General features: G+C 66.3%; 22 protein-coding genes. 12 read left to right on the plus strand and 10 right to left on the minus strand.

Annotated features, from left to right (window positions below; all coding sequences use genetic code 11):
- The first annotated feature begins 109 nt into the window (after window positions 1-109).
- Window positions 110-832, plus strand: coding sequence for an alpha/beta fold hydrolase (locus CH291_RS23045; protein WP_256980954.1), 723 nt, complete (start codon window positions 110-112; stop codon window positions 830-832).
- Here the strand turns inward: CH291_RS23045 and CH291_RS23050 are convergent.
- Together CH291_RS23050 and dut are read right to left on the minus strand one after the other, a co-directional pair.
- Window positions 814-1,656 (minus strand): DUF3710 domain-containing protein, encoded by an 843-nt coding sequence (locus CH291_RS23050; RefSeq protein WP_094688736.1) that lies wholly within the window; start codon window positions 1,654-1,656, stop codon window positions 814-816. The two genes, CH291_RS23045 and CH291_RS23050, sit on opposite strands and share 19 nt — an antisense overlap.
- 64 nt (window positions 1,657-1,720) lie before the next feature.
- Window positions 1,721-2,173 (minus strand): dUTP diphosphatase, encoded by a 453-nt coding sequence (gene dut / locus CH291_RS23055; RefSeq protein WP_094642394.1) that lies wholly within the window; start codon window positions 2,171-2,173, stop codon window positions 1,721-1,723.
- Window positions 2,174-2,393: 220 nt separating this feature from the next.
- On the opposite strand from dut, the gene CH291_RS23060 reads away from it, so the two are divergent.
- The gene (locus tag CH291_RS23060; RefSeq protein ID WP_068050644.1) at window positions 2,394-2,858 is read left to right on the plus strand and encodes a DUF3093 domain-containing protein; all 465 of its coding nucleotides are present in this window, start codon (window positions 2,394-2,396) and stop codon (window positions 2,856-2,858) included.
- 72 nt (window positions 2,859-2,930) lie between these two features.
- Here the strand turns inward: CH291_RS23060 and CH291_RS23065 are convergent, their stop codons facing one another.
- Window positions 2,931-3,233: a DUF4193 domain-containing protein gene (locus CH291_RS23065; protein ID WP_027496891.1), complete on the minus strand. Its 303-nt coding sequence runs from the start codon at window positions 3,231-3,233 to the stop codon at window positions 2,931-2,933.
- A 544-nt stretch (window positions 3,234-3,777) separates the two neighbouring features.
- On the opposite strand from CH291_RS23065, the gene cei reads away from it, so the two are divergent.
- On the plus strand, window positions 3,778-4,458 hold the full coding sequence (cei, locus tag CH291_RS23075) for an envelope integrity protein Cei (RefSeq protein WP_068050645.1): 681 nt from the start codon (window positions 3,778-3,780) through the stop codon (window positions 4,456-4,458).
- Between the two features lie 15 nt (window positions 4,459-4,473).
- Here the strand turns inward: cei and CH291_RS23080 are convergent, their stop codons facing one another.
- Window positions 4,474-5,361: an inositol monophosphatase family protein gene (locus CH291_RS23080; protein ID WP_373455163.1), complete on the minus strand. Its 888-nt coding sequence runs from the start codon at window positions 5,359-5,361 to the stop codon at window positions 4,474-4,476.
- Window positions 5,362-5,548: 187 nt separating this feature from the next.
- Here CH291_RS23080 and ppgK point away from each other — a divergent pair, with 187 nt between their 5' ends.
- Complete coding sequence (gene ppgK, locus CH291_RS23085) at window positions 5,549-6,370, plus strand: polyphosphate--glucose phosphotransferase (RefSeq protein WP_094688737.1); 822 nt, start codon at window positions 5,549-5,551, stop codon at window positions 6,368-6,370.
- Between the two features lie 159 nt (window positions 6,371-6,529).
- Window positions 6,530-7,858 carry an RNA polymerase sigma factor gene (locus CH291_RS23090; RefSeq protein ID WP_068050647.1) on the plus strand — a complete coding sequence of 443 codons (1,329 nt, stop codon included), beginning with the start codon at window positions 6,530-6,532 and terminating at the stop codon, window positions 7,856-7,858.
- A 77-nt stretch (window positions 7,859-7,935) separates the two neighbouring features.
- Here the strand turns inward: CH291_RS23090 and CH291_RS23095 are convergent, their stop codons facing one another.
- A complete protein-coding gene (locus CH291_RS23095) occupies window positions 7,936-8,295 on the minus strand; it encodes a DUF952 domain-containing protein (protein ID WP_068050648.1) in 360 nt (119 codons plus the stop codon).
- Between the two features lie 28 nt (window positions 8,296-8,323).
- Window positions 8,324-9,253 (minus strand): EamA family transporter, encoded by a 930-nt coding sequence (locus tag CH291_RS23100; RefSeq protein ID WP_068050649.1) that lies wholly within the window; start codon window positions 9,251-9,253, stop codon window positions 8,324-8,326.
- Between the two features lie 233 nt (window positions 9,254-9,486).
- On the opposite strand from CH291_RS23100, the gene CH291_RS23105 reads away from it, so the two are divergent.
- The gene (locus tag CH291_RS23105) at window positions 9,487-9,681 is read left to right on the plus strand and encodes a DUF7455 domain-containing protein (RefSeq protein WP_027496884.1); all 195 of its coding nucleotides are present in this window, start codon (window positions 9,487-9,489) and stop codon (window positions 9,679-9,681) included.
- 108 nt (window positions 9,682-9,789) lie between these two features.
- Here CH291_RS23105 and CH291_RS23110 read toward each other — a convergent pair whose 3' ends face one another.
- A complete protein-coding gene (locus CH291_RS23110) occupies window positions 9,790-11,529 on the minus strand; it encodes a DEAD/DEAH box helicase (RefSeq protein WP_094688738.1) in 1,740 nt (579 codons plus the stop codon).
- Between the two features lie 209 nt (window positions 11,530-11,738).
- Between CH291_RS23110 and CH291_RS23115 the strand changes: the two genes are divergently transcribed.
- Window positions 11,739-12,851, plus strand: a complete 1,113-nt coding sequence (locus CH291_RS23115) for a YihY/virulence factor BrkB family protein (RefSeq protein ID WP_068050651.1) — start codon at window positions 11,739-11,741, stop codon at window positions 12,849-12,851.
- On the opposite strand, the gene CH291_RS23120 is transcribed toward CH291_RS23115, so the two are convergent.
- Window positions 12,824-13,060, minus strand: a complete 237-nt coding sequence (locus tag CH291_RS23120; RefSeq protein WP_068050652.1) for a DUF3039 domain-containing protein — start codon at window positions 13,058-13,060, stop codon at window positions 12,824-12,826. The two genes, CH291_RS23115 and CH291_RS23120, sit on opposite strands and share 28 nt — an antisense overlap.
- Before the next feature lie 94 nt (window positions 13,061-13,154).
- On the opposite strand from CH291_RS23120, the gene CH291_RS23125 reads away from it, so the two are divergent.
- The 3 genes from CH291_RS23125 to CH291_RS23135 all read left to right on the plus strand — a co-directional run bounded on the left by CH291_RS23125 (window position 13,155) and on the right by CH291_RS23135 (window position 16,200).
- Window positions 13,155-13,523, plus strand: coding sequence for a DUF3099 domain-containing protein (locus CH291_RS23125; RefSeq protein ID WP_068050653.1), 369 nt, complete (start codon window positions 13,155-13,157; stop codon window positions 13,521-13,523).
- Between the two features lie 33 nt (window positions 13,524-13,556).
- Entirely contained in the window at window positions 13,557-15,050 is a 1,494-nt protein-coding gene (locus tag CH291_RS23130; RefSeq protein WP_094688739.1) for a DUF7782 domain-containing protein, read from the plus strand.
- A gap of 178 nt (window positions 15,051-15,228) precedes the next feature.
- Complete coding sequence (locus CH291_RS23135; protein WP_032377730.1) at window positions 15,229-16,200, plus strand: sigma-70 family RNA polymerase sigma factor; 972 nt, start codon at window positions 15,229-15,231, stop codon at window positions 16,198-16,200.
- A 128-nt stretch (window positions 16,201-16,328) separates the two neighbouring features.
- Here the strand turns inward: CH291_RS23135 and CH291_RS23140 are convergent, their stop codons facing one another.
- Together CH291_RS23140 and CH291_RS23145 are read right to left on the minus strand one after the other, a co-directional pair.
- Window positions 16,329-18,986 (minus strand): bifunctional acetate--CoA ligase family protein/GNAT family N-acetyltransferase, encoded by a 2,658-nt coding sequence (locus tag CH291_RS23140; protein ID WP_094642396.1) that lies wholly within the window; start codon window positions 18,984-18,986, stop codon window positions 16,329-16,331.
- A gap of 109 nt (window positions 18,987-19,095) precedes the next feature.
- Window positions 19,096-20,364 carry an acetoin utilization protein AcuC gene (locus CH291_RS23145; protein ID WP_068050656.1) on the minus strand — a complete coding sequence of 423 codons (1,269 nt, stop codon included), beginning with the start codon at window positions 20,362-20,364 and terminating at the stop codon, window positions 19,096-19,098.
- A 185-nt stretch (window positions 20,365-20,549) separates the two neighbouring features.
- Between CH291_RS23145 and CH291_RS23150 the strand changes: the two genes are divergently transcribed.
- Both CH291_RS23150 and galE read left to right on the plus strand, forming a co-directional pair.
- Entirely contained in the window at window positions 20,550-21,236 is a 687-nt protein-coding gene (locus CH291_RS23150; protein WP_094688740.1) for a metal-dependent transcriptional regulator, read from the plus strand.
- 46 nt (window positions 21,237-21,282) lie between these two features.
- Complete coding sequence (gene galE, locus CH291_RS23155) at window positions 21,283-22,263, plus strand: UDP-glucose 4-epimerase GalE (RefSeq protein WP_094642029.1); 981 nt, start codon at window positions 21,283-21,285, stop codon at window positions 22,261-22,263.
- The last annotated feature ends 12 nt before the right edge of the window (window positions 22,264-22,275 follow it).

Genomic DNA, 22,275 nt, shown 5'->3' on the forward strand with positions numbered 1-22,275 from the left:
GGTGGGGGTCGTTCCCTCGTCAGGGTGGGTACTTCGCCACTGTAGACCCCAAGTGTCACGCTGACCAACCGCCGCTACGGAGGTGTCGGAAGGCGTGCACAATCGTGTCGTGCACAGCCGATTCGACACCCGCAATGCGATCGTTCTACCGGGAACGGGGTCCGATGCCCGGTTCGCCGCCGACGCGTTCTCGGCCGCATTCGAGAGTGTGGGATTGACCACCATCGCGGTCGAACCCGACCCGGCCGCGGTGGTCGAGAGCTACCTGACCGCCCTCGACGACGCCGCGCACCGACACGGACGCGTCGTGATCGCGGGGATATCCCTCGGGGCCGCGGTAGCGGTTCGCTGGGCCGCGGCCAACGCATCGAACACTGCGGCTGTTGCACTCGCGCTCCCGGCGTGGACCGGAGACCCGGCCGGCTCCCCCGCGGCCCTGAGCGCGGAGTTCACCGCTCGATCCCTGCGTGAACAGGGGCTCGACACCGTCACCGCGGCAATGGCCGCGTCGAGCCCGCCGTGGCTCGCGCGCACGCTGCGGAGGTCATGGGCTGCCCAGTGGCCCGCGCTTCCGGACGCGCTGGACGAGGCGGCTCGGCACCGCAGCCCCGAACTCCACGAGCTCGCTCGGCTGGAGCTGCCTGCCGTCGTCGTGGGAGCAGTGGACGACGCGGTCCATCCGATCGAGGTGGCTCGACAGTGGGCGCGGGCGCTACCGAACTGCGCGCTGCGTACCGTGACCCTGGACGACATCGGACGCGACCCGGGATGCCTCGGCCGAGCGGCGGTCGACGGTCTCGACGGTCCGCAGGCTCAGCCGCCCAGCTGCTGAATCGCCGATCCCGACGCGCCCCGACGCGGCGCGCGGTCACGCTCGGCGGCGGTCGGCTGCGGCGTCGAATCCTGCTGCGGCACAACAGGTTCTGCGGTGGGTACCGCGGCCTGGGGCTGCGCGGCCTGTTGCGCAGCGTTCTGCTGAGCTGCCGCCTGCTGCTGCGCGGCTGCAGCAAGTTGCTCGGCCAGTACCTGCGGCAACACCACCGGCAACGGGGTCCGAACGGGATGCGGCTCGGTACCCCGATCCACCACGGTCTGCCGAAGGATCGTGTGCGCCAGCCGCACGAGCGGTTGGCCCTCGCCCACCGCACCCGACGGACCCGCCAGCACGCAGCGGACCATCCAGCGATAGCCGTCGACTCCGATGAAGCGCAGGTCGGCGTTGGCCGTGACACCGAGGAGTTCGCGTCCCCACGGACCCGTCTCGACTGTCGTCTCGGCCTTGTCGTTGCGCAGAGACGACGCCAGATCGGCTGCCACTTCGCGCCACTGACCGGGCGATTTGGGTGCCGCGTAGGCAGCGATGGTGATGCGCCCGAACTGCGTCACGATGTGCACTGCCTGCGGGCTACCGGCCTGCGACATCTCGACCTGGAGTTGACCGCCCTCCGGCAGCGGAATCAGCACCGAGCCGAGGTCGAGTCGCGTCTTGGCGACGGTCTCGCGATCGTCGTCGAGGTCCTCGAGATCCTGGGGCCCGTCTGCGGTCGTGTCCGCGGCCTCGACACCGTCGTCTTCGTCTTCGACGCTGTCGACGAATGGCTCCGCACCGGGCGCGGAGGCACTGCCGGCGTCGTTCTTCTTACGCCGTCCGAACATGTTCAGCTCTCTTCTTCTCGGTTGCTTCCACTGTGCCTGCCACCGGTGAACGTCGTGGCGGAACTCACTGCTTCAGACTCGCATGGCCGCCGGTCGAACCGTGACCACCGGCCCCTCGAACGGTGTCGTCCAACTCGTCCACCTCGACGAACGTCACCAACTCGACTCGCTGCACGATCAGTTGGGCGACGCGGTCGCCGCGCTCGAGTTCGATCGGAGTGTGCAGGTCGTGGTTGATCAGACAGACCTTGATCTCCCCGCGGTAGCCGGCATCGATGGTGCCCGGGGTGTTGACCACCGACAGGCCCGACTTCGCCGCCAACCCCGATCGCGGATGCACCAGCCCGACGGTTCCCAACGGGAGAGCGATCGCGATTCCGGTCCCCACCAGGACGCGTTCGCCCGGTGCGATGGTCACCGGAGCCGTGATTCGCAGATCCACGCCCGCATCACCGTCGTGCGCACGCGTCGGCACTGGAAGCTCGGGATCGAGTCGGCGTACCAGGACCTCGGACACCGGATCGGAAGGCAGGCACGGGATGGTGGGTCGATCGACGGATGGTTCGCTGCCGGACTCGGTGACTTCGTCGCTCACGTCGTACGAGACTACGCTGGCCGGCTTCCGTCTCGGTGTGGCGACTACCCTGGGACTCGTGACTGCAGATCGACAGGCCGAACACGCGTCGGAGTCCGGCGACTCCACTCCCCACACGGGTTCCTCAGCACCCGCGAACTCCGTGCTGTACTCGGAGCGACTCTGGGTGCCGATCTGGTGGTGGGCGGCGGGTGCGGCCGTGGCGGTCTTGCTGGCTGCGGAGATCCACATGGGTGCGCCGGGCATCAGGGCCTGGCTGCCCTATGTCGTGTTGCTCCCACTGATCGCGTGGGCGTTGTTCGCCTTCAGCAGGCTGCGCGTCGAGGTGGGCACCGGAGCGACCGGCACCGAGTTACGCGTCGGGTCTGCTCATCTGCCACTCGATGTGGCATCGAAGGCCGCGATCGTTCCCGCGACAGCAAAAAGTGCGGCGCTGGGAAGGCAACTCGATCCACTGGCCTTCGTGCAGCACCGCACCTGGGTGAAGCAGATGGTGATCGTGGTCCTCGACGACCCGGACGATCCGACGCCCTACTGGCTAGTCAGTACCAAGCGCCCCGAAGAGCTGCTGGCAGTCCTGACCGCGCACGGCGTCGAAGCGCGCTGATTCACCCGTCGATCGACGGTCGGAACCGTCGACACAGACCTGACCCGCTGGATCAGGTCTGTGTGGAAAAGGTCACGCCGCGCAGTCGCGGCACATCAGTACACCGTTGGCGTCGCTGGCCAGCCGGCTGCGGTGATGGACCAGGAAGCAGCTCGAGCAGGTGAACTCGTCGGCCTGCTTGGGAACGACCCGAACCGACAGCTCCTCGCCGGACAGATCTGCACCCGGAAGCTCGAACGACTCCGCGGTGTCGGATTCGTCCACGTCCACCACGGCGGACTGAGCCTCGTTGCGTCGGGCCTTCAGTTCTTCCAGCGAGTCCTCCGACACATCGTCGGATTCTGTTCTTCTCGGTGCGTCGTAGTCGGTTGCCATTGTCTTCGTACCCCTCATCTTCGTGCGTGTGTGTGGTGAAAGCTGCCGATGTGGTCGGCTTGTGGCCGTCGGCTGTGAAGAGGGCGCTTGCTCGCTCCCACCGATGTTCGTATCTGTTCAAACCGTTCGTCGTCGCGCGGTGCCCGAAACTACACCGGGTAGTTCCCAGAACTCGCCGGTTGAAACCCGATCGAGACCTCGCTCACCTGATCGATCGTGCACCGGTGTCCGATTCTTGAAGCACCGCGGCCGCCAGACAATAGCCGAAGCCGGTCGCAAAGCAGAAACCGAATCGCCGACTGGTCCTTCACCTGGCTGCACGCCGCAACAACACCGGGATGGGCGGCTTCATTCCTTGCATCGCAGAACACTTCTCGCCCCCGGTTTCAGGCTCCGAATCGGGCGTCGCGCACGGGATCGGAGTAGGTGCCGGCCGAGTGTGCCGCCCCCACCGACCGCGGGCATCTACAGTAGGCACCGCGTCGGTGTGAACCGACTCTGTGGACCGGTCTCGGCAACTGCCGACGGAAAGGCGAAGATCACCGTGGTTTCTCTGATCACCGAAGGCCATTCGGTCGACGGTCGAGGTCGTCCGTTCCGTCGACGCCGCGCGTTTCCGATGATCGCGGTCTTCGCCGTGCTGGCCCTGCTCGGAGTGCTCGTGTGGGTCAAGGTGTTCACCACCTCCGAAGCCGCCTCCGCAACGGCCGAATGCAACGTGCCCACCACCACCGCCGCGACGGACGGGACGCAGCCGGCACCTCTCGGCGAAGAAGTGGACCCGACGACACTGCTCGACGTCGAGCCTGCGGCCCTGTCCGCATCGAAAGTGCGCGTCTTCAACGCGAACGGTGAGCGCGGACAGGCAGCTCTCGTCGCCGCCCAGCTCATCGATTACGGTTTCGCCAGCGCACCGGACGTCCAGGTCGGCAACGATCCGGTCTACGTCGATCAGAACATGCAGTGCCAGGGCCAGATTCGGTTCGGCCCGGCCGGCCTGGCGGCGGCCAGTGCCGTGTCACTGGTCGCGCCGTGCGCCGAACTGATTCAGGATGCCCGCGCCGACGACTCGGTCGATCTGGCTCTCGGTACCTACTTCAGCGAGATCCAGCCCAACGACGACGCCGAGGAAGTGTTGCGCACGCTCGCCGGTACCGCACCCGGTGCCGCCCCTGCGCCACTCGACGCCGATCTGCTCTCGGCAGCACGCGAATCGCGCTGCTGACCGACCGGCGGCGCGTCAGCCGGGTATCGGATCGAGTGCACCCGCGCTGCGCAGTACCGCCAGGAAGGCGTTCGAGACCCCTGGGGCAGCGGCCACCGTCACCGCACCCTGAGCGCTGGTGCTGTCGGCAGCAGGCAGCCTGACCGTCGCGCCAGCCTCGGCTGCGATCAGCCCACCCGCCGCCCAATCCCACGGACTGAGCCCGTGCTCGAAGTGTGCGTCGACAACTCCGGACGCGACCATGCACAGATCGAGCGCAGCCGAACCGATCCGGCGGATGTCACGCACCTGAGGCAGCAGTTCGGAAATGATCGCGCCCTGCACCGCGCGACGACCGGATCCGTAGCCGAATCCGGTGGCCAACAACGTCATCGACACATCGGTGACACCCGAACAGTGCAGCTGCTCCTGGGTACCGTCGGCTCGCTCCACCGTCGCCCCGCGCCCAAGAGCGGCCGAGTAGACGAGCTCGCGGGCGACGTCGACCACGGCCCCCGCAACACTGACACCGTCGATCTGAACCGCGACCGACACCGCGTACGCCGGAATTCCGTACATGAAATTCACGGTTCCGTCGATCGGGTCGAGCACCCACCGCACGCCGTCGAGCGAGTCGTTCTCGCTGCCTTCCTCCTCACCGAGAATGGCATCCTGCGGCCGAAGCCGCGCCAGCAGCTCGCGGAGGACGCTCTCGGTTTCGGTGTCCACGATCGTCACCGGATCGGTCGGCGTGCTCTTCGACTGCACCGCGCCGTCACCTTCGATCGGTTCGCCGCCGAAGACCTCCGGGCGGCGTCGCCTGACGTGCTCGGCGGCTCGCGTCGCGACCCGTACGGCGACCTCGCGCAGCACGTCCACCTCGCGGGTGTTCGATCCCTCTGCTGCCACCTGCTCTTCCGGCAATTGTGTACTGGCGGTGTCGGTCTGCGATCGGTCTGGTTTCGGCACACGTACATCGCAACACACACCGACGTTCGAGCACCACCGCAGCGACCGCCGGTGACGTCACCGTCCCACGAACGCCGAAACACACTATTGTTCGGAACCGACGGCATCACACGGATTCGATCACGCCAGGAGCGGCATCCACATGACACAGGCAGGTTCGGACAACACCACCGCTGCGGCGGCGCGCCACGGGTTCGGCGTCGACGTCGGCGGCAGCGGCATCAAGGGCGGAATCGTGGACTTGAGCACCGGTGAGCTCGTCGGCGACCGCTACAAGATCGAGACGCCGCAACCGTCGACCCCCGATGCCGTCGCGCGCACCGTGGCCGAGATCGTCGCGCACTTCGAGTGGACCGGCCCGGTGGGCGTCACCCTGCCTGCAGTGGTGACCAACGGTGTCGCTCGCTCGGCCGCCAACATCGACAAGTCCTGGATCGACACCGACGCCCGCGCGCTGTTCGCGAAAGCCATCGGCACCGAGAACGTCACCGTGCTCAACGACGCGGATGCAGCCGGAGTGGCCGAGGACAAGTACGGCGGCGGCAAGGGCAGGGACGGCGTCGTCGTGCTGTTGACGTTCGGCACCGGGATCGGTTCGGCCGTGCTGCACAACGGCGTTCTGCTTCCCAACACCGAATTCGGCCACATGGAGATCGACGGCAGGGAGGCCGAGCATCGTGCGGCGTCGTCGGTGAAGGAGAACCAGGGCCTGTCCTACAAGGAGTGGGCCAAGGAGGTCTCGAAGGTTCTCGAGACGTTCGAGGCGCTGCTGTGGCCGGATCTTTTCATCGCCGGCGGCGGCATCAGCCGCAAGAGCGAGAAGTGGATTCCGCACCTGACCAATCGCACACCCGTGGTTCCGGCAACCCTGCTGAACACTGCCGGGATCGTCGGTGCCGCACTCGCAGCGGACTCCGCCGTACCGTCCGCCGAGACCGGTACGTCCGCCGGATCGCTGGACTGACACGCGGGTTGCCACCTGCGTAGGGCGAGGGTCGGTAACAAACTCCTGAGAGGTCGTTACAATGGTGTGTGCCGGTACGCAGCCGGCCGAATCCGAAGACCTCTCCGCCGGAAACAACTCTGGCGTGACGCCGCACGACTTCGTCACGAAAGGGCGTACGTGGCAGCCACCGATATCCGTCAGACCGTAGATTCCGAAACCGAGTCTGCGACACCTGCACCTGCTGTCAAGGCACCCGCTGCGAAGGCACCGGCAAAGAAGGCACCGGCCAAGCGTGCCGCAGCCAAGAAGGCCCCGGCGAAGAAGGCCGCAGCGAAGAAGACAGCAGCTGCTCCGGCTTCCGACGACGCCGACGAGAGCACTCCCGGGATCGAGGACATCGACATCTCCGAGGGCGACCTCGCCGCTGCCGCCAACGATGTCGTCGAGGTGGTCGCCGCCGGTGACGACACCGAGGAAGACGCCACCGCCGAGCCGACTGCCGAGGACAAGGCGTCCGGCGACTTCGTCTGGGACGAAGAGGAATCCGAGGCGCTGCGTCAGGCCCGCAAGGACGCCGAGCTCACCGCGTCCGCCGACTCCGTGCGTGCCTACCTCAAGCAGATCGGCAAGGTCGCACTCCTCAACGCCGAAGAGGAAGTCGAGCTGGCCAAGCGCATCGAGGCAGGCCTGTTCGCGGTCGAGAAGATGCGAGAGTCCGCGGAGAAGGGCGAGAAGCTTCCCGTTGCGCAGCGTCGCGACATGACGTGGATCTGCCGTGACGGCAACCGCGCCAAGAACCACCTCCTCGAGGCGAACCTTCGACTCGTCGTCTCGCTGGCCAAGCGCTACACCGGTCGCGGCATGGCCTTCCTGGACCTCATCCAGGAAGGCAACCTGGGTCTGATCCGCGCGGTCGAGAAGTTCGACTACACCAAGGGCTACAAGTTCTCCACCTACGCCACGTGGTGGATCCGGCAGGCGATCACCCGGGCCATGGCCGATCAGGCCCGCACCATCCGCATCCCGGTGCACATGGTCGAGGTCATCAACAAGCTCGGACGCATCCAGCGTGAGCTCCTCCAAGATCTGGGCCGCGAGCCCACCCCGGAGGAGCTCGCCAAGGAAATGGACATCACGCCGGAGAAGGTGCTGGAGATCCAGCAGTACGCGCGTGAGCCCATCTCCCTCGACCAGACCATCGGCGACGAGGGCGACAGCCAGCTCGGTGACTTCATCGAGGACTCCGAGGCCGTCGTGGCCGTGGATGCCGTGTCGTTCACCCTGCTGCAGGATCAGTTGCAGTCGGTCCTCGAGACTCTGTCCGAGCGCGAAGCAGGGGTGGTACGCCTGCGCTTCGGTCTCACCGACGGACAGCCCCGCACGCTCGACGAGATCGGCCAGGTCTACGGAGTGACCCGCGAGCGGATTCGTCAGATCGAGTCCAAGACCATGTCCAAGCTGCGTCATCCGTCGCGTTCTCAGGTACTGCGCGACTACCTGGACTGATTCGTTCGCTCCATCTCGAACAACGACCGCCGATCACAGTGATCAGCGGTCGTTGTTCTTTTGCGGCGTGGATGCCGTCACACCTGCGGCACCCCGAACGTTCCGTCCGGCCCCGGCCGATAGTCGACGACCGCGGTCACGGCCGCGATCGGTAGCGGTCCGTACAGGTGCGGGAAAACCATCGACTCCGGATCTGTCGGTACCCCCGGTTCCCACCGAACGGGTGCCGTCAGACGAGCTGTATCTATGCGCAGCAGAACCAGATCCGTGCGCCCGGAGAAGAGCCGATTCGCCGGCAGGTGCACTTGTTCGGGTGTGGACAGGTGCACGAACCCGACGGAATCGTACGAGTCCGGGGTGTATTCGGCCCGACCGCGCATCGCGAGCCACTCCCCTGCCGTGCAGATGTGAACGAGGTCGTCCTGCTTGCTGGTCACCGTTCCATTCTGCAGTGTCGAGTGCGGCTCAGGGCGGTGGAATGTCGGCAACGCCACGATCTCTGCGGGCCGGCAGGCCACCGACGACGACGGCAGCGATGACAGCCACGATTCCCAGAGCCTCGAGAGCCGTCGGAATCTGGGTCAGCACCACGGCACCGACCACCGTCGCCGTCGCCGGAAGCAGCGCCAGCAACAATGCGAAGCGCGCCCGGCCCACTCGCACCAGGACGTACTGATCGAGAACGTAGGGAACCACACTCGACAGCAGCCCGACGCCCAATCCGAGAACCCAGATCCGCCAGTCTCCCAACGCATTCGAGTGCGCGGCCGCGAACGGTCCGAACAACGGCACGGCCAGGAGTACGGACGCGATTCCGAACCCTGCAGCCATGTCGTCGAGTCCCTGGCCTGCGTCGGCAACAGATTTGCCCAGCACGATGTAGGCAGCCCACAGGGCCGCCGAGCCCAGCGCGAACGCGATCCCGACCAGCCCCACCTCACCGCCCTCGAACTGCGCGGAAGCGATGGCCCCGACACCGGCCACCACCAGGAGCAACGCGCACACATCGGCAGGCCTTCTCGACCCGGCAGCAGCGACCGCGATCGGCCCGAGAAACTCGATGGCCACCGCCGCGCCGAGGGGAAGCCGGGCGATCGCCTCGTAGAACATTGCGTTCATGCCGATCGTCGCACCGCCGAACGCGGCGGCCGTGATCGCCCGACGCACGGTCCACGCACCGCCGGTGCCCGCCCTGCGCCGCCACGGCCGTCGCCAGAGCACCAGAACCAGCGCCGCACCGAAGCCGCGCAGCCACGCCACCGCTGCCGGATCGACGACGTCGAACAGGAACACCCCGATCGCCGCGCCGACGTACATACACACCGCGCCGATGACGAACAGGGATGGAATACCGAGCTTCGATGCGCCGGAGAGCGAAGTGGAAGTCGAAGACACATCGGCGACCCTACTGCCGTGGCTCGCGTGAACCGGTATCAGCTCTCAGCGAACACTCTGGGAGATGTTCCTGCTCGTGGGACATGTTTCGTGTTAGTGACAACACAAAGAAACGCGCTCGGGAACAACGCGTGACCGCCATACGTCTGACAGAGTGAACGAACCGCGCCATACCGACGCGGCGGACCGGCCCCAGGCGAACGGGACAACCCGCAAGCCAGTACGGAGGAGTCATGCCCGGAACATTGACCAGCCCACAATTGACAGCAGCGGACCGGTGCGACCGGTGCGGTGCAGGGGCTCGCGCGCGTGTCGTGCTCTCGACCGGTGGAGAACTTCTCTTCTGCGGTCACCACGCCACCGAGCACGAAGCCCGTTTGCGTGAAGTGAACGCAACGGTGATGACCGAATCGGACTCCACGGTGTAACCCACCTTTTGTGTCGGGGGAAACAGGTTCGCCACGATCGACGAACACGAAGAAGACGGACGGTCATCAAACCGTCCGTCTTTTTCGTGCCCGGTTCCGCCCGTGGCCCTACATCTTCCGCAACTGCGCGATTCGCTCGCCCAACTGATCGGCCGACGCCATCGCCGTCGGCGGGCCGCCGCAGATACGACGCAGATCGCCGTGAATCACCCCGTGCGGCTTCCCGGTGCGGTGGTGGTACACCGCGACCAAACTGTTCAATTCACGCCGCAGGCCGGCCAACTGGCCCGCACTGGTGGCCCTGTCGTTGACGACGGCAGGAGCCGGCACCGCAGGGCCCGCAGCGGGCTTGTCGATCTGCTCTTGCTGACGCTGACGCAACAGGTCGCGCATCTGCTTCGCGTCGAGCAAGCCGGGCAGACCGAGATAGTCGGCTTCCTCGTCGCTGCCCGAGAACGTCGCGGTACCGAACGAGGAGCCGTCGTAGATCACCTGATCCAGTTCCGCATCCGCACCCAGCGAGGTGTACGCCTTCTCTTCCTCGCCCAGTTCGTCCTTCTGCTTGTTGGCGTCGGCCAACAGCTCGTCGTCGAAACCGTCTTTCTCCCGGTGCGGTTTTCCGAGAATGTGATCGCGCTGCGCCTCGAGCTGCGACGCGAGATCCAACAGCACCGGTACCGACGGCAGAAAGACGCTCGCGGTCTCCCCCTTGCGCCGAGACCGCACGAAGCGGCCGATGGCCTGCGCGAAATACAGCGGGGTCGACGCGCTCGTCGCGTAGACACCGACGGCCAGTCGCGGAACGTCGACGCCCTCGGACACCATGCGAACCGCGACCATCCAACGCTGATCGCTCTTGCCGAACTCGGCGATGCGAGCCGAGGACGTGGGGTCGTCGGACAGCACGATCGCCGGTGTCTCCCCCGTGATCACCTCGATCAGCTTCGCGTAGGCCCGCGCCACCGTCTGATCGGTCGCGATCACCAGACCGCCTGCATCGGGCATGCCTCCTGCCCGCAGTTGCGCGAGACGCGTGTTCGCCGCCAACAGCACGGCCGGCATCCAGTCGCCCTGCGGATCCAGTGCGGTGCGCCATGCCCTCGCGGTCTGTTCGGCATTGAGCGGCTCACCGAGCCGGGCGGCGTACTCCTCACCGGCACTGTCCCGCCAGCGCGCCTCTCCGGAGTACGCGAGAAACACGACCGGGCGGACGACGCCGTCCGCAAGAGCATCGGAGTAGCCGTACGCGTGATCGGCCTTGGACCGCATCAGGCCGTCCTGATCCGGTTCGTAGTTGACGAACGGAATGGGACTGTCGTCGCTGCGGAACGGCGTACCGGTCAGTGCGAGCCGTCGCGTGGCGTCTCCGAACGCTTCGCGAATGCCTTCACCCCAGCTCTTCGCGTCGCCGCCGTGGTGAATCTCGTCGAGAATCACGAGAGTCTTACGCGATTCGGTGCGCACCCGATGCTTGAACGGGTGCGATGCGATCTGCGCGTACGTCACGACCACGCCGTGATAGTCGCTCGAGGTCTGCCCGGTCGAGTTCGAGAAGCGCGAGTCCAATGCGATGCCGACCCTGGCCGCCGACTCCGCCCACTGGTGCTTGAGGTGCTCGGTGGGCGCGACGACGGTGACCTGATCGACGGTGCGATGGGCCAGCAGTTCGGCAGCCACCCGAAGGGCGAACGTCGTCTTGCCTGCGCCGGGCGTTGCGACCGCGAGAAAGTCCTTGGGCGAGGCGACGAGATACTTCGTCAGCGCCCGTCGCTGCCACGCGCGCAGCGGTGCTCCCCCGCTCGTGGGAGCGGCAGGCTGCTCGGTCGATGGTGGTGTCGGATCGAACATGTCAGCGCTCACTGGCCGCCGGTTCCTGGCATCGATGTAAATTCCTCGCGCTCTCGGTAGCCCTGCAGTGTCCGCCGAGGAGCCTATCGCTCCGCACCGACCGATCCCGCATCGCTGGGGCGAGTCGGATGCGACACGGCGAGTCGGATGCGACACGGCGAGTCGGCTGTTAGGCGAAGACGCCTTTCGTCAGGAATGCTGGAGGAACCATGAGCGAGTCTGCAGGCGGAACTCCACCACCGGAACGATTGTCGGCGAGAAAACCGCTACACGCGGTGTGGAAAGTGACTGTGCGCACTCTGAGCAAAGCGTGGGACGATTCGATCTTCAGCAAGGCTGCAACGGCCGCGTTCTGGCAGACGCTGTCACTGCCGCCGCTGCTGCTCGGTGTGCTGGGCAGTCTGGGACTCGTCGGCGGATGGTTCGGACCCAACACCGTCGAGATCATCGAGTCCAAGATCATCACGTTCAGCAACACCCTGTTCAGCGGCAGCGTCGTGGACCAGATCATCGCGCCGACGGTCAAGGACGTCCTCGCTCAGGGCAGCGGAGAGATCGTGTCCGTGGGCTTTCTGCTCTCGTTGTGGGCCGGGTCGTCGGCGATCTCGACGTTCGTCGATTCCATCGTGGAAGCGCACGGCCAGGCCGACGCGCGAAACCCCGTCTGGCAGCGGTTCTTCGCGCTGCTTCTCTACGTGGGTTTCCTGGTGATCGCGGTCTTCGTGCTTCCGCTCGTCGCCCTCGGACCGGTGTACGTGCAGCAGATCCTGCCGGATTCGTGGATCACGGTGGGCAGCGAGCTCGTCGACTTCTTCTACTACCCGGCCGTCGGTCTACTGCTGATCATGGGTTTGACGACGCTGTACAAGGTTGCTCTGCACACCTCGCTGCCGTGGCATCGTCTCCTCGGCGGCGCTCTGCTGGCCGGGGTGTTCTTCATGATCGCGAGCGCGGTCCTGCGTCGATACCTCGGCTGGGTGACGAGCACCGGGTACACCTACGGCGCCCTGGCGACACCCATCGCGTTTCTGCTGTTCACGTTCTTCCTCGGCTTCGCCGTCGTGCTCGGGGCCGAGTTCAACGCGACGATCCAGGAGTTCTCACCTGCACGGGCAACACGAATGGACCAGATGCGCGAGTGGATCGCAGCGCAGACCGCAACCGACGACAAGCCGTCGGGGCCGGTGACCGCTGTCGCCCGACGGCTCGCCACGGGGCCGATCAAACTGTCCGGCGACCGCGCCCGCTCGGGGCGTCCCGAGCCGACCCCCGACCGACACCCGGGAGACGGTGCTCAGTCGCCTTTCTTCAGGCCCTCGTAGACCTTCTTGCAGTCCGGGCACACCGGTGATCCGGGCTTCGCCGACTTGGTGACGGGAAACACCTCACCGCACAGCGCGACGACGTGCGTACCCATCACTGCGCTCTCGGCGATCTTGTTCTTCTTCACGTAGTGGAAGAACTTCGGCCGGTCGTCTTCCGTGGTTTCGTCCGGTGCGATATCGGGACGGTCCTTCGTCTGAGTGCTCATGGACACAGATTAATCCGTGAATCCCCATCGAGGGGTAACCGGTTGCACAAGCTCGTTGCAAGCATTCTGTGAGCAGTAGTGCCACAGTGGAGGTATGACGAGAACCCCAGGGTTCGACGGAAGCGCGTACAGCGACTCGCCGGATGGGCCCGTCCTTATCACCGAGGCGCAGCAGTCGGTCGAGGAGCAGCACAAAGCTCGCGTCCGCAAATACATGTTCATCATGTCGTTCCGCATTCCGGCGTTGGTGTTGGCTGCCATCGCGTACGGGATGTGGATGAACCCGTGGATCTCCATGGCAATAGTCGGAGCGTCCATTCCTCTGCCGTGGATGGCTGTGCTGATCGCCAACGATCGGCCGCCCCGCACCAAGGACGAGATGAGCCGGTACGACTACCGGACCGTCGACAGGCCGCAACTGGAATCGAGCAACCACCGGGTGATCGAAGCGGGCGACGACTGACGCACCGGCCCTCGCCGATGCGACACTTGCGTCGTGACTGCACCGAACTCCACGTCCCCGCTCGTCCTCGCCTGCGCCGGTCTTCGTGATGCCTTCGAGCGGGCGGGGTACGACGCCGACGGCGTGCTGACGCTGCTCGGGGACGACGCCCATGCTGCCCTCGGTCGCAGCGAGCCGGTGCCGGTCCGCAACGCCAGTCGGGACGGCGGCGCGCTGGGTGTTCTGGTGCGCCTGTTCCTGCTCGTCGACGACTGCGCCGAGTCCGACGTCGCCGACGCCATCGCACCGTTGACGGTCGACGACGCCGTCTCGGCCGGGATCCTGACCCGTTCCGGGTCGACGGTGCGGACGCTGCTCGACATTCGACCGCTCGACGCCGGACACGGAACCCGATGGATCGTCTCGGATCCGGACGGCAGCATGCGCGTCGCCGAGACTGCTCGCGACCACGTGCTCGGCGTCGGCCAGGCCTCGTTGTCGCTGCTGCGGGGAACCCCCACGTCCCCGGTGACCAGCGTTCTCGACGTCGGCACCGGCTGCGGCGTCCAGGCCGTCCACGCCTGCGACTACGCGGCGCAGGTGACCGCAACGGACATCAGTCCGCGGTCGATGGACCTCGCGGCGGCGACAATGGCGCTCAACGGCCTCGACGTCGAGTTTCTGCACGGTTCGTGGTTCGAGCCGGTTACCGGGCGTCGATTCGATCGCATCGTCGCCAACCCGCCGTTCGTCGTCGGCCGCGCCGAAGTGCTGCATTCGTACCGCGATTCCGGCCTCGATCTCGACGGCGCGAGCGCTCTGATGATCGGCCGGGCCCCGGACCACCTGACGCTCGGTGGTACCGCTGCCATCCTGGCCTCGTGGGTGCACGTCCGCGGCGAGGACTGGCGTGCTCGCGTGGCGTCGTGGCTTCCCGCGCACGGGATCGACGCCTGGGTCGTCGAGCGCGACGTCGCCGATCCCGCGCTGTACGTGGGCACGTGGATGCGCGACGGCGGACTCGATCCCCGCGATCCCGACGCGGCCGCGGTGGCACAGTCCTGGCTCGATCACTTCGCTGCCGCCGACGTGGAAGGAATCGGTTTCGGGTTCGTCTATCTCCGCAGTACCGATGCGCCGACCGACCTTCTGGCCGAGGAGCTCACGCACGGCTTCTCCGACCCGCTGGGCAACGAAGCGATCGAGTACTTCGCGCGGCTGGACTGGCTGCGAGAGCACGACATCCTCGACTCGGTGCTGACTCTGGAACCGAACACCGCACTCGAACGGGTATATCTCCCCGGCGACGAGGGCTGGGCTCCGGTAGCGGTGCGAGTCCATCGCGGAAACGGCCCGCAGTGGCAGCACGACGTCGACGAACTCGGTGCGGCTCTGCTCGCCGGGCTGCGACCCGATGGCCTACCGGTCGGTGAACTGGTGGAGTTGCTCGCTGCTGCGCACGACGAGGACGCAGAGGAACTGGCACAGCATGCGGTGACGATGATGCAGGGGCTCGTCCGGCACGGCCTGGTTCTGCCGGCCCGATGAGTCCCGGACGTCACCCCACGAGAGCGACCGTTCCCGGCGGTTTCACTTCTCAGCAACTTCTCAGGACGAACATGACGTAATCCCTGGTCACGCGGGTATCCACCGGATCGGCGTGGGAACTTATCGGAGTCTCCCGAGCGTTGAACCCTGTGAGACACCACCGACCAGGAGGCAAGTCATGACCAGCCCCAGCACCACGATTCGTCCACGGCCGACCGACGCCGATCTGGACGCCCAGAGCCCAGCAGCCGATCTCGTTCGCGTGTACCTCAACGGAATCGGCCGCACCGCGTTGCTGACGGCTGCCGAGGAAGTAGATCTGGCCAAGAGGATCGAGGCTGGTCTGTACGCGAAGCAGGTTCTCGAGAACACGAAGAGGTTGAGCGCGGTCAAGAAGCGCAACCTCGCCATCATCGTTCGCGACGGCAGTGCCGCCCGCAGCCATCTCCTCGAAGCGAACCTTCGCCTGGTCGTGTCTCTTGCCAAGCGCTACACCGGGCGCGGGATGCCCTTGCTGGACCTGATCCAGGAGGGCAACCTCGGACTCATCCGCGCGATGGAGAAGTTCGACTACGCCAAGGGCTTCAAATTCTCGACCTACGCGACCTGGTGGATTCGTCAGGCCATCACCCGCGGGATGGCAGATCAGAGCCGCACGATCCGGCTCCCTGTCCACCTGGTCGAACAGGTCAACAAGCTGGCCAGGATCAAGCGTGAACTGCATCAGCAGCTCGGCCGCGAGGCAACGGACGAGGAGTTGTCGAGCGAATCGGGTATCGCGGTGGAGAAGATCGCCGACCTGCTCGACCACAGCCGCGACCCGGTGAGCCTGGACATGCCGGTGGGCAGCGACGAGGAAGCACCCCTCGGCGACTTCATCGAGGACTCCGAGGCGACGTCCGCGGAGAATGCCGTCATCGCCGGACTGTTGCACAGCGACGTTCGCGTCGTTCTCGGCACTCTCGACGAGCGGGAGCAGCAGGTCATCCGTCTCCGATACGGCCTGGACGACGGACAGCCCCGCACCCTCGATCAGATCGGCAAGCTCTTCGGGCTCTCCCGTGAGCGTGTCCGTCAGATCGAGCGCGAGGTGATGGTGAAGCTTCGGCAGGGCGACCGCGCCGAGAAGCTGCGGTCCTACGCCAGCTGAACGTCACCACCGACCGGTGGCGCAGCGGTGATCATCCCCGCTCGCGCCACCTCGTGCGGTAGCCGAGTCGACGTCCTCTCCCCCTGGGACGTCGCCTCGGCTTCTGCCTTTTCGAAGCCGGTCTTCGGTCAGCGCAATCGACGCGGGCCCAGATCGGCCTTGGTCGGTTCCGGACCGATGCGAACGCGCGCATCGGTGATCTGTGCGCCGTCGGCGGACGCCAGAACCGGCTCGCACGAGATCTCGCGAATGTCGGCGATATCTTCTGCCAGTGCCGAGATCCGCTGCACGAGGTCGATCAGGGCATTCTTGTTGACGGGCACCGCATTGCGATATCCGGACAGCAGCGGAGCCGCCTTGGGCGCGTCGATCAGCTGCGCGGCCTCGTCCTCGGTCAGCGGAAGTACCCGATAGGCACGGTCGCCCAGCAGGTCCGAGATGACGCCGGCCAGACCGAACGAGATGAGCGATCCGAACGACGGGTCGTCCTGTACGCGTACGACGCAGCCGATTCCCTTGACCGCCATGCGCTGGACGTGCAACAACGGCTCGCCCGAGTCTGCCGCCAGATTGCGATACGCCACCCGCACCGCGGACGCGTCCGCCATGTCGAGGCGCACTCCACCGAGATCCGGCCGGTGCCGCCACCGTTCACCGGTCGCCTTGACCGCCACCGGGTAGCCGAGTTCGTCTGCCGCTGCGACGGCCTCGTCCTCGTCGGTCACCGTCCGGAAAGCGACGACGTCGAGTCCGTAGCAGCCCAGCAACTCGGCGGTTTCGAAGTCGGAGAGCCACCGTCCGTGACTGCCTGCCGAACGCCAGCCCTCGACCAGCTGCTTGGCGCGTTCGGAATCGATGCTCTTGGGCCGGACCAGGTTCGACACCGGTCGCGACCGCCACGCGGAGTAGCGCCACGCGGCGGCGAGGGCGGCAACCGCTCGCTCCGGGCTCGAGTACGAGGGCACCGAACCGCGGATGGGGTATCCACCCGGCCCCCGGACCGCCAGGACGTCCGGAATGCCCTCGGTAGCGAGGAACGTCGAGAGTACGGGCTTGTCGGATCCACGGACGGCGTTGCCGAGCGCGGTCGCGAACGGCTCCACCTCCACCGCCACCGGGGGTACGAACACGACGATGACAGCGTCGATGTCCGACGCGGCCAGTGCCGACGACACGGCCGCGGCGAAATCCTCGGGACCGGCCTGCGGACCGACGTCGATCGGGCTGCTCGCATGCAAGCCCTTGGCCCGCGCAGCGTCGACCGCCAACACCCCGAGCGCGGTCGAGTTTCCCACCACGGCAACCCTCGGTCCGACGGGCAGCGGCTGATTTCCGAAGAGCACCGCGCAATCGAAGAGTTCCGAGATGGTGTCGACCTGGATGACTCCGGCCTGAGCGAACAGTGCGCGCACGATGGAGTCGTCGATGTCGGCACCGATCGCATGTGCGGGCGGCACGGCCCCGCGGCCGCTCTTGACCGCGATGATGGGCTTGCTGCGCGCCACCCGTCGGGCGATCCTGGTGAACTTCCTGGGATTACCGAAGCTCTCGAGGTACAGCAGGATCACCTCGGTGGCCGGGTCCGAATCCCAGTACTGCAGTAGATCGTTACCGGACACATCGGCGCGGTTTCCGGCCGAGACGAAGGTCGACAGTCCGAGCCTGCGGTTGGCGGCCTCGTCCAGAATCGCGATGCCGAGGGCACCGGACTGACAGAAGAACCCGACGTTGCCCGGAGTGGGCAGATGCGGAGCCAGAGTGGCGTTCAGACCGAACTCGGGATCGGTGTTCGCCACACCGAGCGCGTTGGGCCCGATCAACCGCATTCCGTGCGCCCTCGCCGCGAGCACCAGCCTGCGCTCGCTCTCCTGCCCCGCGGGTCCGGTCTCGCCGAATCCACCCGACACCACCAGCAACGCTTTGACGCCCTTGTCGAGGCAGTCGTCGAGTACCGCGTCGATCGCATCGGCCGGTACCGCTGCGATCGCAAGATCGACCGGATCCGGGATGTCGTGCACCGTGGCGTAGGCGCGGACCCCGCGAACCGAACGATGGTCGGCGTTGACGGGATAGACGGGCCCGGTGAAGTTGCCCGCCAGCAGATTCGCCAGAACGGCGTTGCCCACCTTCGAGCTGTCCGTCGACGCTCCGATCACGGCCACCGATCGTGGGCTCAGTACATTGCGCACACTGCGGGCCTCGGCGGCACGCTCACGGGAATTGCGCACCGACAGCAGAGCTTCGCTGGGGTCGATGGCGAACTCCAGTCGCAGCACACCACCCTCGAAGGACCGGCTGACCTGGTATCCCGCTTCGCGGAAGACGGTGACCATGTTCCGGTTCTCGGCGAGCACCTCGGCGACGAACATGTTCACACCGTTCTCGGCGGCCGCTCCGGCGAGGTGTTCGAGCAGGATCGGACCCAGCCCGCGACCCTGGTGTGCGTCGGCGACGACGAAGGCCACCTCGGCGGAGTTGCCGTCTCCCTCGGGCAGTCGCTCGTAGCGGCCGACCGCGATGATGTCGTCACCGAGCACTGCGACGAACGCCACCCGGTCGTGGTGATCGACCGTGGTGAAGTTGAGCACGTCACGCTGCGGCATCGTGGGGTACGGGCCGAAATACCGCAGGTATCTCGTCCGCTCGGACAACCGGCCGTGGAATGCGACGATCCGTTCGGAGTCCGACGGGACGATGGGACGCAGGTGCACCACACCGCCGTCGGAGGTCAGGACGTCGGCAACCCAGTGCCGCGGAAAGGATGTTTCCGCTCGCTCTCTGGCCAGGTCCTTGTCGCTCGGTTCCTGGTTGCTCGGTTCCTGGTCGCGCGGTTCCTTGTCACTCGGGTCCGACGCCGCAACGGCCGGCTCCTCGTCCGAGGGGCTGTCGGTCGGATCAGTCACGCGGGTCCTCCGGATCGAGTCCGAGCAGTGGAAACACTGCTCGACGGGTGGCGATGATGGCCGAGTCGACGCGCTCGAGCGCCCTGTCGGTGCCGTCGGTCCCGGCGAGGGATCCCCCGGGTCCGTCCCAGGCGGGATAGTCGACGTCTCCCCCGTCACCCATCGTCTGCGGGAGGTCGACACTCGGTGCCATGGTCCGTACTCGCTCCCGCCACGTGTCCGGCAACGCCGACATCGGGTCGATGTCGCGACCGAGCGCGGCAGCGATGAGGTACGTCCAGGCCCGTGGAACGACGCGCACCAAGCCGTACCCTCCGCCGCCGACGGCCAACCACCGACCCTCGGAATGTTTGTCCGCCAGATCACGCATGGCCAGGAATGCCGCATTCTGGCCGTCGACGGTCAGGGCCAGGTCCGCGAGGGGATCCTCGCGGTGGCTGTCGACACCGCACTGGCTGACGATGATCTGAGGCGCGAACGCCGCGATCGCACCCGGCACGATCGCGTGGAACGCGCGCAGCCACAACCGATCCGCGGTGCCGGGCAACAATGGAACGTTGATCGAGGTTCCCTCACCGCGTTCGGCTCCCACCTCGGTCGACCATCCGGTGTTCGGCCACAGCGTCGCCGGATGTTGGTGCAACGAGACGGTGAGCACTCTCGGGTCACCGAGAAATGCCGCCTGAACGCCGTCTCCGTGGTGAGCGTCGACGTCGATGTAGGCGATCCGGTCGAACCCGTTGTCCAGCAACCACGAGATGGCGATCGCGGCGTCGTTGTAGACGCAGAAGCCGGAGGCCCAGTCGGCCATCGCGTGGTGCATGCCGCCGCCGATGCTCACCGCGCGTCGAGCACGTCCCGACGCGATTTCGCGGGCGGCGGCCAGAGAACCACCGGCGAGCATGGCGCTCGCCTCGTGCATCTGCGGAAACACCGGGTTGTCGTCGGAACCCAGTCCGTGGACGACGTCGTCGGGATCTCGCAGAGCCGGGCCCTGCGACGGTGCCTGTTTGACGGCCTCGATGTAGGCGCTGGTGTGAAATCGGAGGAGCTCGGAATCGGGCGCGGCAGTGGGCTCGACGAGTTCGACGCCCGCGAGCAGGCCGATGTCGGTAGCGAGTGCCATTGTCAGATCGAGTCGAGTCGGATTCATCGGGTGGTCGTCGCTCCACCGGTAGCCGAGGTAATCCGCGCTCCACACGACGATGTCCTCGGGGCGGTTCGGGATGGGCGCGGCGGCGCGTGTCGCCTGATCAGACATACGGACAAAACTACGTTGTCGGACGGGATGGTGTTGCCGGGTTCCGGTGTTGTCCCCACAGTCCCCTTGTGAGAAGCCATGGGAAACGGCGTACGCCGTTGTGGTGCGCCGCGCCCGCTGCGGCTGGGTGCAGCGCTCATTTCGGGGCGCTGACGGTAGGATCGAGCCCGACGAAGGGGTTGAGTGTGAAGGATCTGGTCGACACCACGGAGATGTACCTCCGGACGATCTACGATTTGGAAGAAGAGGGCGTGATTCCGCTCCGCGCGAGAATCGCCGAACGGCTCGAACAGAGTGGTCCCACCGTCAGCCAAACCGTTGCTCGGATGGAGCGAGACGGGCTGTTGTCCGTCGCAGGCGATCGACACCTCGAGCTGACCGAGAAGGGCCGAAGCCTGGCGGTCGCGGTCATGCGCAAACACCGTTTGGCCGAGCGTCTGCTCGTGGACATCATCGGTCTGCGCTGGGAAGACGTGCACGCCGAGGCGTGCCGTTGGGAACACGTGATGAGCGAGGAGGTCGAGCGACGTCTGGTCACCGTCCTGAACAACCCGACCACCTCGCCGTACGGCAACCCGATCCCCGGTCTGGAGGAACTCGGTCCCGGCCAGTCGACTCTCGCACCGGAAGCTCTCATCCGCCTCACGGATGTGCCCGTCGGCCAGCCGACCGCTGTCGTCGTGCGACGCCTCGCCGAGCACGTTCAGTCCGACCCGGAGGTCATCGCTCAGCTTCGCGAAGCAGGCGTGGTCCCCGATGCTCGGGTTACAGTCGAAGCCAAGCCCGGGTCGGTCACGATCACGGTGCCAGGACACAGTGGTGTCGACATATCCGAGGAAATGGCGCACGCCGTCCAGGTGAAGAAGGTCTGACCTCACACCGACGACGGCGTCGGACGCGTGTGAGGGAGAACGAACAGTGAAGCTTCTGGTTACCGGTGGTGCTGGCTACGTCGGCAGCGTCTGCGCGGCTGTGCTCGTCGAGCGCGGTCACGAGGTCGTGGTCGTGGACAACCTGTCCACCGGTAACCGGGACGCCGTGCCCGGTGGTGCCACATTCGTCGAAGGCGACATCAAGGACGTCGCCGCGGACGTACTGATCGGCGGCGGGTTCGACGCCGTCCTGCACTTCGCCGCGCAATCTCTCGTCGGCGAGTCGGTGGTCTCGCCCGACAAGTACTGGAGCGGAAACGTCGTCACCTCGCTGGCGTTGCTCGATGCCATTCGTGCATCCGGCACCGCGAAGCTGGTGTTCTCCTCGACCGCCGCCACGTACGGCGAGCCCGAGAAGACCCCCATCACCGAGGACGCACCCACCCGCCCCACCAATCCTTACGGTGCCACCAAACTCGCGATAGATCACGCGATCACGTCGTACGCCGCGGCCTACGGCCTCGCCGCCACGAGCCTTCGGTACTTCAACGTCGCCGGCGCCTACAACGGTTTCGGAGAGAATCGCGTCGTCGAGACCCACCTGATTCCGCTCGTGCTCCAGGTCGCACTCGGGCAGCGCGAGAAGATCTCGGTGTTCGGCACCGACTGGCCAACTCCGGACGGTACGGCTGTTCGCGACTACATCCACGTCGCCGACCTCGCCGAGGCGCACATACTCGCTGTCGATGCCGCACAACCGGGCGAGCACACCATCTACAACCTCGGCAGCGGCACCGGATTCTCCGTGCACGAGGTCATCTCGTCCTGCGAGCGCGTCACCGGTCTGCCCATCGCCGTCGAACATGCTCCCCGTCGTGCCGGTGACCCTGCCGTGTTGATCGCCTCGAGCTCGCGCGCAGTCGAGGAGTTGAAATGGACGCCGGAGCTGACCGATCTCGATCGGATCGTGGCCGATGCGTGGACATTCCTGCAACAGCTCGGCGATCGGTCGCACGCGGCGCGCTGACCCACTCGCCTG

The sequence above is a fragment of the Rhodococcus sp. 14-1411-2a genome (assembly GCF_002259485.1).
Taxonomy (GTDB): domain Bacteria; phylum Actinomycetota; class Actinomycetes; order Mycobacteriales; family Mycobacteriaceae; genus Rhodococcoides.

What these genes read in the sequence shown, in the direction of transcription:
- CH291_RS23050 (WP_094688736.1), bottom strand. Translation starts at nt 1,656, where the DNA reads ATGTTCGGACGGCGTAAGAAGAACGACGCCGGCAGTGCCTCCGCGCCC.
- CH291_RS23065 (WP_027496891.1), bottom strand. Translation starts at nt 3,233, where the DNA reads ATGGCAACCGACTACGACGCACCGAGAAGAACAGAATCCGACGATGTG.
- ppgK (WP_094688737.1), top strand. Translation starts at nt 5,549, where the DNA reads ATGACACAGGCAGGTTCGGACAACACCACCGCTGCGGCGGCGCGCCAC.
- CH291_RS23105 (WP_027496884.1), top strand. Translation starts at nt 9,487, where the DNA reads ATGCCCGGAACATTGACCAGCCCACAATTGACAGCAGCGGACCGGTGC.
- CH291_RS23110 (WP_094688738.1), bottom strand. Translation starts at nt 11,529, where the DNA reads ATGTTCGATCCGACACCACCATCGACCGAGCAGCCTGCCGCTCCCACG.
- CH291_RS23115 (WP_068050651.1), top strand. Translation starts at nt 11,739, where the DNA reads ATGAGCGAGTCTGCAGGCGGAACTCCACCACCGGAACGATTGTCGGCG.
- CH291_RS23120 (WP_068050652.1), bottom strand. Translation starts at nt 13,060, where the DNA reads ATGAGCACTCAGACGAAGGACCGTCCCGATATCGCACCGGACGAAACC.
- CH291_RS23125 (WP_068050653.1), top strand. Translation starts at nt 13,155, where the DNA reads ATGACGAGAACCCCAGGGTTCGACGGAAGCGCGTACAGCGACTCGCCG.
- CH291_RS23135 (WP_032377730.1), top strand. Translation starts at nt 15,229, where the DNA reads ATGACCAGCCCCAGCACCACGATTCGTCCACGGCCGACCGACGCCGAT.
- CH291_RS23145 (WP_068050656.1), bottom strand. Translation starts at nt 20,364, where the DNA reads ATGTCTGATCAGGCGACACGCGCCGCCGCGCCCATCCCGAACCGCCCC.